This window comes from Alicyclobacillus pomorum DSM 14955, from assembly GCF_000472905.1.
Taxonomy (GTDB): Bacteria; Bacillota; Bacilli; order Alicyclobacillales; family Alicyclobacillaceae; genus Alicyclobacillus_A; species Alicyclobacillus_A pomorum.
In genome coordinates, this window is record NZ_AXAR01000001.1 from 252467 (window position 1) to 265337 (window position 12871).

Sequence of the window (12871 nt, forward strand, 5' to 3'; positions counted from 1 at the left end):
ACGCAAGAGGTGATAGGGACCGTGTCCGCGTTGGAACCGTTGTTGCAGAAGGCAGGTTTCACCGATTACGAAGCGCGGGCGTACGTCGCCTTACTGTACAAAAGTCCGCAAACTGGATACGAACTGGCGAAGACCTCACGCGTTCCGCGTGGCAATATTTATACCGTGTTGCAGAAGCTTGAGTCCCGCGGTGCGGCCACGCGCGTTGTATCTCCAGATGCAGTCCGTTACATGGCGGTCGCGCCAGATTTGGTGATGCAGCGGATGCGAACCTCATTCCTCGAAATGATGCAGGACTTGGAGCGCCACCTGCAGAGCGTCACCCAACGGGGGGACGGAGAGCACGTGGAGTCGTTTGACGGCTACGACAACCTGATGTTTTTCGCAGCGGATGCACTGCGTGGTACAAAGCAGCACGCAACGGTCGCACTGCATGCGCAGGAATCCCTTGCGTTAGCCCCCGTTTTCTCCGACCTGTGCCAATCTGTGACGCTTACCACGCTTTGTCTGACGGATTGTACCGGCCCCTGTCAGTCGTGCCGTGGAGCGATTCACTCGCTGGCAGCACCCGTTCCACAAGACAGGCGTTGGTTCATGGTGGTCGCTGACGGAGCCGTGCTCGTGGCGGGCGAAATTTCAGGAGATAAGGTCACTGGGATTCGCACACGGTTGCCTGTACTTGCGCAGATGGCTGCGCTATTCCTCCAACAGAGCCTGTTCATTTCGCAGCTGTTGCAAACGGGACAAGTCGACGCACAGTCGCTCCCGTCGAGTTTACGGATTCTGACGCGGACGTTTTGAACACGTGAACAACGAGACACGTGTAGACATGGTTTGCAATGATTCTGACAGATATACGCACTGGGAGGAACATCGCCTTGACTCAGACTTCATCCTCGGTGCATCCGGATTTTGATCATCGGCAAAGTTTGTTGAAAGGGCTAAACCCTGAACAGAAGCAGGCGGTTGAGACCACAGAGGGCCCAGTATTGGTGCTTGCTGGTGCGGGAAGTGGAAAGACCAGCGTACTCACCCGACGCATTGCCTATCTGTTGCAGGTACAGAAAGTCCCCGTGCATCAGGTGCTGGCCATTACCTTCACCAACAAGGCAGCGAAAGAGATGCGGGAGCGCGTGAAAAAGTTGGTGGGCCACGCGGCGGAAGATTTGTGGATGGGCACGTTCCACAGTATTTGCGTCAAGATTCTGCGGCGCGAGGCCGAGCGGCTCGGGTACACGCCGACGTTCACCATCCTTGACGGGGATGATCAAAAAAGTGCGGTTCAGCAGTCGATGCTCGACCTTCATTACGACATCAAAAAGTTTGACGTGTATTCGATTCAAGCGCACATCTCAAAGTGGAAGAACGAGTTGAAAGGTCCGAAACAGGTTGGTGCCATCAAGGAGAGCGCTGGACTGAGCGATGCCATCGCCAAGGATGTGTACGAGTTGTACCAGAATCGCTTGTACGCCGCGAACGCGATGGATTTCGATGATCTCATCGTCAATACGGTCCGGCTGCTCGAGCAGTTTGACGACGTACGTGCGTTGTATCAAGACAAGTTTCGGTACATCCACGTGGATGAGTATCAGGATACGAACCACGCGCAGTACCGTTTCGCACAGCTATTGGCTGGTAAGTACCGCAATTTGTGCGTGGTCGGGGATTCGGATCAGGCCATTTACGCGTGGCGGGGCGCGGACATTCGGAACATCCTCAACTTTGAACGCGACTACCCGGATGCCACCGTCATCACACTGGAAACCAACTACCGTTCCACGGAGATCATTCTGGAAGCCGCTAACGCCGTCATTCGAAACAACAAGATGCGCAAGGAGAAAAACCTGAAATCCGTACGTGGGCGCGGCGAGCCGATTGTCGTGTGCGCGCTGACGGACGGTGAAGACGAAGCCCGCTATGTCGCGGAACAAATCCAGCAGCACGTAAGCGAAGGGGGGAGTTACGGCGATTGTGCTGTCTTGTACCGCGCAAATGCACAGTCGCGGGCGGTGGAAGAGGCGCTCATGGGCATGGCCATTCCGTACACCATCGTGGGCGGCCTGACCTTCTACGACCGCCGGGAGATCAAGGATGTGTTCGCGTATTTGCGCGTGTTGGCGAATCCGAAGGACGAGATTTCCTTGTTGCGGATTATCAACACACCGAAGCGCGGGCTTGGGGATCAGGCGGTCGGCAAGTTGCTCGACTACGCCCATGCGGAAGACCTCACTTTGCTCGAAGCGCTGAACTGTGGCAAACAGGCCGAACTGACCGACAAGCAAGCGGAAGCTGCGAAACAGCTGTACGACACGCTGCAGGAACTGATGCTGTGGATGGAAGGAATGCCCGTCACCGATTTTCTGGCGGAAGTTTTGCATGCCACAGGATACCGCGCGATGTACGCGGAAAGCAGCAAAACGGAAGATCAACAGCGGGCCGAAAATATCGACGAGTTGTTCAGTGTCACCAAGTCGTTTGACCGGCGCCGGCAAGGTACCTTGCTCGAATTCCTGGCAGAGGTCTCCCTGCTGAGCGACGTTGACAAGGAAAAGGGAAAGTCCAGTGAGGCAGTGAAACTGATGACCTTGCACGCGAGCAAGGGACTCGAGTTTCCTGTCGTATTCATGATTGGTATGGAGGAAGGCATTTTCCCACACAGTCGATCCGTCGACGATGACCGAGGCATCGAAGAGGAGCGCAACCTCTGCTACGTCGGGATCACGCGAGCGCAGGACAAGCTGCACATGACCTACTGCATGGAGCGCACCTTGTTTGGACAGGCATCTTATAAGGAACCATCGCGGTTTTTGGACGAACTGCCGGAAACGCACGTGCGGCGGCTGACACTCACGAACGACCAACTGTATGATTGGAAACCGGGAGACAAGATTCGCCACATGAAGTACGGCGAAGGCATTGTGTTGGCGGTAAAACCGGATGGCGTAGGAGACAACAAGGAACCGCATCTCGAAGTTATGTTCCACCCTTCGGTGGGGATGAAGGTGTTTCCCAAAAAATACGCCCGTCCGGTGGCAGAGAAGCCTTCTTAAGGTCACCTGGTGAGCCCCGTCATCTTCGGCACTTTTTTACCCTTCTGTAGACCTGTGGTACAATGAATTTCGCTGTGGTCACCCATTCTCTGTGCAAAGATGTTAGAATGGGACATGCATACGTTTTGTACAGGCCTTTGGCAGGGGGAAGATTCGCTTGTTTTCCTGGATTGTGACGATAGTCATCATTGCGATTTTGATTGCAGCCTACGTACTCGTATTTCTTTATGCGCGCAAGCGCCAGAAGCAGTTTGATGAACAGTACAACGCTGCCAAGGAACGGCACGAGATATTCGTCCTGAACAAGAAAATTGTGAAGGAACGCCCGAAGTCAAAGTGGATGAAGTACGCTCGGTTCAAGACGTACCAAGTCGTGGGTCGGATCAGCGTCTCGCAAGCGGTGCGGGGCATTCAGATGAATAAGATGCAGACCATGACGTTTCACACCACCAAGTCTGAATACGACAAGATTCAGCCGAATCGCAAGTATAAGATGGACATCGCAGGAAACTACATTGGATATGTCCACGCACCTTTGCCGAGCAAGGTCAAAGACAAGAAGCGCGATGGGAAAGGCAACAAGGCAGAGGCTCGCAAGCAGGCGGACAAGAATACGAAGAAGGCCAAAAACAACAAATAGAACAGTTTCCACTAGGCAGTGCGGCAGATTGTCCGTGCTGCCTTTTTTCGCGTTGTGCAGTGCCTGCCGTCTGGATAAATGAATCCCGTGGCTCCACCAGATCTCGGCTATCAATGACGTTCGCCCGGCTCGCCGCATAAGTTGTTGTGACTGGCAACAGGGAAGAGGAGGTTCATCCATGCGGCGCAAATCATTGGGGAAAAAGTCTGCCGTGAAACGGAAGAAACGCAAAGTGGACACGTCTACGTCTAAACCAGCGAAACAACAGCCAGCTGATGTATTAGAGTTCCGCGCGCGAACGCCGGACGATGACGACTATATCGTCCAGTTGACGGAGGAGCAACTTTCTGGAGTACATCAACAAGCGTTTGGAGAAGTGTTCCCGCGCGAACAATTTCGTCGCTATCTTCAATCGGGGGCACCAACCGTGGTTGTGGAAAAAGCCAAGAAGCGAATTGGATACTATTCGTACCTTATCAATCCGGATGGAAAAATGCACATCAGCGCGATGGTCATTGAGCCCGAGTATCAGTCTGACGGCATTGGCTCCAAAGTGATGCGGCACCTCGAGGATGAAGCGAGGCGACTTGGTGCCCATACCCTGGAGGTGTTTGTACAAACCGGCAACGAAAAAAGTCTTGGATTCACGCGTAAACTCGGCTTCGTTCAGGTGTTTTACGTGACACCGACCACGATATGTTTTCAGAAGCGCTTGGATACACAAGTTGGCGCGGACGGACACGCACCGACGCACCCACGTGCTGTTAGTCAGCCGGCTGCTCCAGGATATCCACTCTTGTAATGCAATGTCCCTTCCCCCTCTTCTGATGTTGCCACATCGTCTACAATAGACGGAGAGATGGTGAATCAGAAGAGGGGACACCATGCTGCATCGCCCGGACAAGCCGTTCGGGTAGAGGTGCCATGGTTCAAAAGGAGACCGCTGTGAAGTACAACAGATTGGGGAAAACAGAGTTGAAGGTGTCCGCTGTCGGGTTGAGTCTGGCAGACGGTTTGCCAGGTGGATCGGTGATGCCTGAACAGGGCGTCGCGGGTGGCCATACCTACGGAGGAGAGTCGTGGTTGCAGGTCGCTTTCGACAACGGGATCACGTGGTTTGACGTAGGACAGGCGGACGGTGATACCACCGCGTTTGTAAGCCAGTGGTTGCGGACTGTGAAGAGGGATGATGTGGTGCTTGCCACTCGAATCGCCGACGACGAAGATGTGTCGAAACAGATTGACCACCAGTTGCAACTGTTAGGCACGGATTATTTGGATATTGTTCAACTGGAGTGCCCAAACGATGGGCTGTCGACGGACGCGGAACGGGCTTTACAGGAAGCCAAGGAGAAAGGGAAAATTCGGTACGTGGGTTTGGTCGGAGACGTCGACGAAGTGATGTTCGGGCTGGTGAACGGTGCCTTTGACGTGGTGCAAGTGGAGTACCACCTACTCAACGCGCGTGCCATGCAATTGGCCCTGCCGCTCGCGCGTCAACTCGGCGTGGGTGTGCTGACGCGTCCTTTCCGACTAGACTTTTGTGGAGAAGGTATATATGGCGGTATCGCGGCGGGCCCAGTGGATGGTAGAAAGCGAGCAGCCCGCGTGGTCGAAGTATTGGAGAAGGACCTCGGTCGAAAAGAACCCATGGATCTGCACACCTTGGAGAAGGTGTCACTGCAGTTGGCCTGTGCCAGCGGTCTCGTTCATGGATGTCTTGTCCGCCCAACTTCGCGAGAGCACATTTGTGAGTGGGCTCGGATAACAGACCAACCGCCGCTGTCACCGAGTACGGTGGCAGCATGGCTGCGCGAGGCGGGAGGGGTTGACCAGCGGATGCGTTGCGCGTGGGCAGATGACCCCTTGTTAGCGTATTATCACGACGTCGAGTGGGGGAGACCGCCCAGAGGTGACCATCGCTGGTTCGAGTTTGTCGTGCTGGAGACGTTTCAGGCGGGACTGAGTTGGAAGACGATTCTCCACAAGCGAAGGGCGTTTCGCCGAGCGTTCTCCGGATTTGATATCGATAAAGTCGCTGCCTACACCGCGGCAGATGTGGAGCGGCTGATGGGTGATGCCAGTATCGTGCGTCATCGGAAGAAGATTGAAGCGGCCGTCGAGAACGCGAGGATTGCGCAGCGATTGGTTGTAGAGAGCGGATCATTGGAGCGATTCTTTCTGGACAAGGTCAAACCTGCTGCGGATCCGCTCGAGGTCATTCGCCAGACGTTTCGTTTCGTCGGAAGGACAACCGCGGAGAGTATCGCCTTTGCGACGGGTATCGTGCCGCTCCTGCACACCGCGGGCTGCTGGTTGGCGCGCTCCTGAAGGAGCGATTTGCAACATTCCTCTAGATGGCGTTGTTCGTCGTTTGGAAAACGCTGGAACACCCTAACTCGTAGGGTGGCCGTGCGAAGTTGCACCTCCACCCTCGTCGTTAGACTGTTCTGCGGTCGTTAAAGAGAAAGGAAATTGCATACAATCCAGCTAAGCCGACAATGGTGTAAATGATACGGCTGACCAGAGCCGCTTGTCCACCGAATAGAGATGCGACGAGGTCAAACTGGAACAACCCAACGAGCAACCAGTTGATGGCCCCGATGACGACGAGTACGAGCGCTGTTTTGCTCATGCGGCACCTCCCTTCACTGACCCATTATGTGCAGAAGGGAACGGTAGCAAACGCGCGGGATACGGGTGGACGTGGGTGCACGTGAGATTGACCCATTCAGCAGGAAATCTCTTGTCAATGCTGGTCTGGGTGCAGTATGCTTGAAATGGAGGGATGACCATGTCCATCGAAGAACGGATTCAAGAAGCCCTGACTGGCATCCGGGAAGCCATCCAGCAGGACGGTGGCGATGTGGAGTTCGTCTCGTTTGACGACGAAAGCAAAACCGTCTACGTGGCGCTGACCGGCAGCTGTGTGGGCTGCCCAGCCAGTGTTCTGACGCTGAAAATGGGCGTGGAACGCGCCATCAAGGCTCAAGTGCCAGAAGTGGAGTACGTCGAAGCTTACTGATGCGGATGTCTGAAGACGATGCGTGGTGGCTGTGCCACCGCGCTTTTTGTTTACCGCAGAGGAGCGTAGAATTCTTGAGGGCACGGGTGCGTCATAGAGTGATAATGGGATGTCCATCCGCTTGCATAGAATGACTGAAACTTCGGCGAAGATGAACATAGAAGGAGGATGTGCGTTGCAAGTACAGGTGCTCGGCAACAGCCTCGTCGTCACAACGGACAAGCAGTGGAACGGTCAGGCGTTGCAAGACGGACTCAAGCGGCAACTCATGTTGCCTAGCGCCTACGTCAAGGGGCTGTTTGCCGATGGACGCGTCCGCTCTGGGAAGCAACGGCTGTCGGCCGATGACGTCGTCCAGGGCTCGACCAAAATTCTCCTGATGGGCGACGTAGAAGACGACTACGGGATACATATCAGTGCGTCTCACATGGATGCCAACCGCGCGATTGTCCCTTTATGGGAGGACGATCACGCACTCATTCTGAACAAGCCAGCTGGCCTCATCATTTATCCGTCCGACGCGGGAGAATCGGATACCTTAGCCCACCGCGTCGCATCGTATTACGAGCGGACAGGACAGCGCCACAAGGTGCGCCATGTGCACAGGTTGGATAGGGATACCACGGGCGCCATCTTGTATGCGAAACACGGTTATATTGCGCGGGCGCTCGACGCGCTGTTGGCGGAGCGCCGCGTGGAGCGCACGTACTGGGCTGTGGTTCAGGGACAACCCAAATCACCGCGTGGATCCATCCGCTTGCCCATCGGGCGAGATAGGCATACAGCAGGGAGGTACCGGGTCTCGAAGACAGGGAAAGAAGCGGTCACCGTGTATGAAGTACTAGGGTCTGTCAGCATTGCGAACGGCAAAGTTTCCTTGGTGCAGTGCCGCTTGGAAACGGGACGCACCCACCAGATTCGGGTACACATGTCCGCCATCGGCTGTCCGGTGGTTGGCGATGTGTTGTACGGCGGCGGGGATGGTGTAGGAACTGTGGATCTGGAACAAGGATACGCACTGCACGCTGTGCAACTGGCGTTTTACCACCCGTACGACAGACGGCAGGTGACGGTGCACGCGCCGTTGCCAGAGCATTTTGCCCAGCTGCTGGCCCGTGTTGGTCTGGGGCGGTTTGCAGAAGTCGGTGCCATATAACGAGGAGTTGGGGGATGTCGGTCCACTGTAAGGGATTCGGGCCCCGTGAACGATGCCAGCGCAGGAGGTGACAGGAATGTGGAGGCCTGGTTCAAAGCCGCATGCTGTTGGGCGGTATGTCTGGAGTCTTGTCGCTGCCGTCGTGCGGCACGACATTATGTCACTGGCGGCGGTGATTACGTTTTACGCGTTCTTTTCCCTGTTTCCGTTCTTGCTGCTGGTGATTTATACGGCGTCGACGATTGTCCCGCAATTAGATGTGCAGAACGTGGACGTGCAGCGCGTGTTGATGCATTTGATTGGCCCATTTGTTCCGGCGTTGCAGGCGGAGAAAGTCATACAGCAAAACATCTCCAATTTGGCGGTCGTCGGCCGGCAAATTGGACTGTTCAGTGCATTGACGCTGACGTGGTCCGCGATGAGCGGATTTCTGGCGGTTCAGCAAGCGATGGATGTCATTTGGGAACGTGAACAACGCTCGTTTATTGCGCGGCGCATTATCTCCTTCTTCATGGTGATGGTGTTGCTCGTCATCATGCTGTTTTCGGCGCTGGTCACCACCATATACCCGTGGTTGGCGCATCACGTTCAGCCGGCGGGCTGGTGGGCCTGGTTGACCTGGTTGCAGGGTTGGTCAAAAGTGTTGTTTCCCGCGTCTTTGCTCATCAGTTTTCTTATTTTCTACCGCTACCTTCCTTCGCGCCGCGCTGCGTGGCCATTCGTGGTTCCGGGTGCACTCGCGGCGACGCTTCTGCTAGACTTAGGGCGGAAGTTGTTTGTCTGGTATGCGAATCACCTCGTCCGCTACTATTTGATCTACGGGACGCTGACGGCGGTGATGCTTCTCCTGTTGTGGATCTACGTCGGCAGTATTGTGATGTTGTTCGGCGCAGAAGTGTCGGCTGCACTCGAGCGGATGGTGCAGGCGGACGGTGACGACGCGGACGTCTCCGGATGACATTTGGCTCCTTGATTCGGTCGGCATGAACGCCGGGATGATGATTTCTTCACGCGTAGTTGGAGAGACGGTTTGTCCATCCTACGCGCTACGCGCGTGACTTGCAGTGAGTGACCAAAATAGCATCGGCTCACCTGCAACAGGGCGCGGTTCAGGTGAGCCTTTCATACGCGCAGGTTATGTGGTACGCGCTGGTTCCATCAACACTTGGGGGTGGACTGTTACCTGCACATTCCCGCGGAGCGCGCTGGAGACCATGCAGGCGTGTTCCGCTTGTTCTGCGTACAATGAAATTTTTTCATGGTCGACAGGTTGGTCGACGTAAATGGTCGGACGGTGTTCAATGCGGTCAAACCGCAATCCGCCATCGTCGACCACAAAGCCTTCGGATTCCAGTTCCAGTCTGGTGTAAGGCACTTTGCGGTTGGATAGGATGATGGCCAGCGTGATAACGTAGCACCCGGACGCAGCTCCGAGGAGGAGTTCCTCCGGATTTGTGCCGACACCCGGGCCGTCGAGATTGTTGGGTACACTGATTTTGGACGACAGTCCATCGCCATTGATGGTGCCGGTACCTTGTCGATTGCCAGACCACGCGCTGCGGACCTTGTATGTGTGAACTTCGGACATTTGGACAGGTCCCCCTTCATTCCCACGTTTTTCACTGGTTCACGTGTTATCATGTATTGTATCGTGCCGTCTCTACGAATTCCAGTGAATTCAGACTTGCCAGAACAAAGAAACGCTTGTGGTGAAATGTCAAGGGGGGATTTCTTCTGCCAAAGGTGAGTGTTTTGATTACTACATATGAGCGACACCGTGATCTTGCACAATGTATGAGGGCTGTCGTCTTACAGCAAGGGCCGAATGTGGATGTGGAGATCTGCGTAGTCAACGACGGAGGACGTCCCATCGACGATGTGGTGAGGTCGTTCGAAGGGGCTACGGTTCGGTACACCAATTTCATTCGAAACTACGGGCAAGTGGAGGCTCGAAACGCTGCGCTCGAGATGGCAACCGGAGAATTCATTGCCATTTGTGACGATGACGACCGGTGGCTGCCGGGGCACGTGAACCGCTTGTTGGATGCGCTTCAAGGGGCTGGTTCAGGCGCAGTGCTCGCCTACAGCGACGCGGAGATTGTGTCCCTCCGCCGTCAAGGGGACAGCGTCATCGTCCGGGATAGGCGGGCGTTTGCGTGGTCAGGCGTCGAATCGTTGCTCTGCGAGTACAACCCAATTGTGCCATCGAGCGTCGTCTATCGGAGGTCTGTGCACGCCGAGGTGGGGGCGTTCGACAAACAGGTTTCTCATTACTGGGACTGGGATTTCTTTCTTCGCTGCCAGGCCGTCGGTCCATTGGTCCGCGTGCCGGTCTGCGACACGCTGTACGCGCTGCACGGCGACGGTGCCAATCTGTCTGCCAACCCGGCGGATATGAATCCCGCATTGGACGTGCTGTGCCAGAAACATAAACTTGGCAAGTTGCCCGTGAGCAACTTCTACCTGATGACCGAAGATAGGCGGTTACAAGCGTATCGCGCAGAAACCACCTTGCTGTGGGACGGGAATCCTGAACCATGGTGGACGGATGTTTCACAGATAGAGCTCGAGTTATTGGCACGTAGGAAACAGGAGGTATAGCCTGTATGGACAAGATTGAATTGAGAGGCATTGTCGCCTATGGGCACCACGGGGTCATAGCAGAAGAAAGGGCACTCGGTCAGCGGTTTATCGTCCACCTCACACTCTACCTCGACACTTCGGCAGCCGCCGCATCCGATTCGGTCGAGGATACCGTGAACTACGCGGACGTGTACCGGGACGTAAAAGCCGTTGTGGAAGGTACGCCGAAAAACTTGATTGAGACGGTGGCTGCCACCATCGCGGACAAACTGCTCGAACGTTATTCAAAACTCGAAGGGGTCAGGGTGGAATTGGAGAAACCATCCGCTCCGATTCCCGGACCGTTTGACACGGTGTCCATCACGGTGGAGCGGTGGCGAAAGGACAGTTCAGTCAGGGCTTGGTCATCATGAGATACGCGATAATCCCGAGCAGTACGACGGAGAGGATGCCGACGCACCAGTTGTTTGTCCGCAGTTTTTTCAACTCATCGCGCGCGTAGAGTTTTTTCGAGTTTGCGATGTTCTCCAGTTCTTTGGTCAGGGCGAAGCGGACGGCGAGAAAGACAATGACATACAGGCCGATGGAGACGAGCATCCAAGTTTGCATGAGCATGCGCCAGCTGGTGCATGCGAGAAGACCTGCTCCGGTGATCCACAGAATCCAGTCGGCCGTTCTTTCCACCGGTCGGAACCGCTGGATGAACGCTTTGACGCGTTCCACACTGTCCAATCTCGGGACAACAAAGAACACGCTCAATTTGGCAAGCACAGCGCCCACATGAACCACAATCAAAGGAATGAATACGGCTGGCATACACACATACCTTTCTTTGTCTTTGCTGCAGGATACGTGCATGTGGCGACCCAGGATTAACGCACAAACCGATACAGCATACAAGCCCCGTAGTACATCCACGCCGTCGGCCCAAACTGCCATACCAGTCGTCGGTGGTTGCGCACAGCTTTCTGCTGTCGCACTTTGTCATCGGATAGATACATTCCGAGCAATCCGTGCACGACGTCGTGGTGGATGCGCAGGCCGTCCCCGACCTGTCGCGTCTTCTGGTGGCTCGTTTCGGCGAACAACCGAATCCGCGCTTCTACGTCGCCAGCACTGGGGTAGCAGGCCACGAAGTTAAAGTCGCCTTCGCTCCTATCTTCCTCCAGGTCAATCAAATAGTCCAGCAAGATATGTAGTCCACAGACCCACGGAAAATAGATGTCGAACAATTGTCGCGCTTCGGCTTCGGTCAGCGGTGTGGTGGCCGCAAGGAACAGCGAGAACATACCTAGTGTTGAACCGGTTGCGGCCGCGAACTCCCACCAGTGGATGTCCGGGAATTGCGGTCGATAGGGTTTCCACCACCGAACCAACTTGTCCTTTCGTAGGGTCGGTTCCACGTGTTTGATAGCCTGTAACTCGCAATATCGTTCGACCAGCCACTCCACATGTTCGCGCACCATGGCGTAACCGGGGAGGGAGGAGAGTATGGTTTGACAGGTCTGGACCAGATTGGTCAGATACCCTCCGTCATCCGGAGATCCGCGCAGCGCGTAGTAATCGCGGAGGGGCGCTTCGGGGCGCACGGCGTCGCGCATGGCGTGATGGAGTTGCACGAAGTCGGCTTCGTCATACGTGTGACACCGGTCGCACAGGTTGTCCAGATAGTCGCTGATGGTCTGCAGCGCAATAATCAGACGTGTCAGCGGCTTGGCATATTGAAGCCGAACGGCAGCGTAGACGCTGCCGCCATCGGCGTGAAATCGCTTGTGTTGCAAACTGGCCAGCGCTTGCGTGCGCAGCATATCGTCAGGAATCCGCTCCGCGTGTCCCGTCCAGGTGATCAGCTCCTGACGAGCGATGGGCAGAATGTGGCGGAAACACCGGTATAGGAATTGTGTTGCAGTCTTTGGCGCGTGTCGTGCTTGCAGAGCCCCCGTACCTCCTCGTTTCCGTTTTTATAGTATACAACCACGGATTCGGGTGGCATTCATCGTCGCGGGCGAAAAACTCGTTCTCACTGGCTCAGTAAGCTTGAGATTTGTCCGGCCCAGCTCATGACTTTCTTCGCGTTGTCCGTCGTAAGGTATTTACCCAGGTTCGGAACCGCCTGCGGAGGCGGGCTCGGTACTGAGTTCGACGTCGGCGCAAACGGGATGGGATGCGATCCTCCCCCTGAACTTACCGCAGGTGCGTGCTGCGGACGAGGAGCGGACGGTGCGACAGGCGGTTGCATTGTCCCTATAATCCCTCTGCGCTTGGCCCCCTTGTGGACCATGGTGAATAATTCTTGCACCCGTTCGTCCTGTGCGACGTTGAAGGCGAGCGATCCGAGTCGAATCACCGTATTCACCTGCACTGGACTCACCTCCATTCGGCCATGATTCCCTGTATCGATACAGTATGTAGCCGAT

General features: G+C 55.5%; 15 protein-coding genes. 10 read left to right on the forward strand and 5 right to left on the reverse strand.

The genetic code is table 11. From position 1 onward, the window contains the following. The first annotated feature begins 21 nt into the window (after window positions 1-21). The 5 genes from YWK_RS20685 to YWK_RS21280 all read left to right on the forward strand — a co-directional run bounded on the left by YWK_RS20685 (window position 22) and on the right by YWK_RS21280 (window position 6021). Window positions 22-801, forward strand: a complete 780-nt coding sequence (locus YWK_RS20685; RefSeq protein ID WP_026963339.1) for a TrmB family transcriptional regulator — start codon at window positions 22-24, stop codon at window positions 799-801. A 77-nt stretch (window positions 802-878) separates the two neighbouring features. Continuing rightward, window positions 879-3050, forward strand: coding sequence for an ATP-dependent helicase (locus YWK_RS0101170; RefSeq protein ID WP_245578468.1), 2172 nt, complete (start codon window positions 879-881; stop codon window positions 3048-3050). A gap of 157 nt (window positions 3051-3207) precedes the next feature. Continuing rightward, window positions 3208-3690 (forward strand): hypothetical protein, encoded by a 483-nt coding sequence (locus YWK_RS17720; protein WP_035465662.1) that lies wholly within the window; start codon window positions 3208-3210, stop codon window positions 3688-3690. A 178-nt stretch (window positions 3691-3868) separates the two neighbouring features. Next, entirely contained in the window at window positions 3869-4492 is a 624-nt protein-coding gene (locus tag YWK_RS17725) for a GNAT family N-acetyltransferase (protein ID WP_051374856.1), read from the forward strand. Between the two features lie 143 nt (window positions 4493-4635). Continuing rightward, complete coding sequence (locus YWK_RS21280) at window positions 4636-6021, forward strand: aldo/keto reductase (protein ID WP_169727115.1); 1386 nt, start codon at window positions 4636-4638, stop codon at window positions 6019-6021. 109 nt (window positions 6022-6130) lie between these two features. Here YWK_RS21280 and YWK_RS0101190 read toward each other — a convergent pair whose 3' ends face one another. Beyond that, window positions 6131-6325, reverse strand: a complete 195-nt coding sequence (locus tag YWK_RS0101190; RefSeq protein ID WP_026963342.1) for a DUF378 domain-containing protein — start codon at window positions 6323-6325, stop codon at window positions 6131-6133. 159 nt (window positions 6326-6484) lie between these two features. Here YWK_RS0101190 and YWK_RS0101195 point away from each other — a divergent pair, with 159 nt between their 5' ends. The 3 genes from YWK_RS0101195 (at window position 6485) to YWK_RS0101205 (ending at window position 8829) form a co-directional block, all read left to right on the forward strand. After that, window positions 6485-6715 (forward strand): NifU family protein, encoded by a 231-nt coding sequence (locus tag YWK_RS0101195; RefSeq protein ID WP_084453375.1) that lies wholly within the window; start codon window positions 6485-6487, stop codon window positions 6713-6715. 175 nt (window positions 6716-6890) lie between these two features. After that, complete coding sequence (locus YWK_RS17730) at window positions 6891-7871, forward strand: RluA family pseudouridine synthase (RefSeq protein WP_051374857.1); 981 nt, start codon at window positions 6891-6893, stop codon at window positions 7869-7871. Between the two features lie 76 nt (window positions 7872-7947). After that, the gene (locus YWK_RS0101205) at window positions 7948-8829 is read left to right on the forward strand and encodes a YihY/virulence factor BrkB family protein (protein WP_026963344.1); all 882 of its coding nucleotides are present in this window, start codon (window positions 7948-7950) and stop codon (window positions 8827-8829) included. A 177-nt stretch (window positions 8830-9006) separates the two neighbouring features. On the opposite strand, the gene YWK_RS0101210 is transcribed toward YWK_RS0101205, so the two are convergent. Beyond that, complete coding sequence (locus YWK_RS0101210; protein WP_026963345.1) at window positions 9007-9459, reverse strand: OsmC family protein; 453 nt, start codon at window positions 9457-9459, stop codon at window positions 9007-9009. Between the two features lie 155 nt (window positions 9460-9614). Between YWK_RS0101210 and YWK_RS17735 the strand changes: the two genes are divergently transcribed. Further along, window positions 9615-10472 (forward strand): glycosyltransferase family 2 protein, encoded by an 858-nt coding sequence (locus YWK_RS17735; RefSeq protein ID WP_281172218.1) that lies wholly within the window; start codon window positions 9615-9617, stop codon window positions 10470-10472. Between the two features lie 5 nt (window positions 10473-10477). Continuing rightward, complete coding sequence (folB, locus tag YWK_RS0101220; protein WP_026963346.1) at window positions 10478-10867, forward strand: dihydroneopterin aldolase; 390 nt, start codon at window positions 10478-10480, stop codon at window positions 10865-10867. On the opposite strand, the gene YWK_RS0101225 is transcribed toward folB, so the two are convergent. From YWK_RS0101225 to YWK_RS0101235, 3 genes are all read right to left on the reverse strand, one after another. Next, window positions 10848-11270, reverse strand: coding sequence for a DUF2269 family protein (locus tag YWK_RS0101225; protein WP_026963347.1), 423 nt, complete (start codon window positions 11268-11270; stop codon window positions 10848-10850). The two genes, folB and YWK_RS0101225, sit on opposite strands and share 20 nt — an antisense overlap. Before the next feature lie 56 nt (window positions 11271-11326). Further along, window positions 11327-12388, reverse strand: a complete 1062-nt coding sequence (locus YWK_RS0101230; RefSeq protein ID WP_026963348.1) for a tetraprenyl-beta-curcumene synthase family protein — start codon at window positions 12386-12388, stop codon at window positions 11327-11329. 86 nt (window positions 12389-12474) lie between these two features. Next, window positions 12475-12816, reverse strand: a complete 342-nt coding sequence (locus YWK_RS0101235; protein WP_026963349.1) for a hypothetical protein — start codon at window positions 12814-12816, stop codon at window positions 12475-12477. Between the last annotated feature and the right edge of the window lie 55 nt (window positions 12817-12871).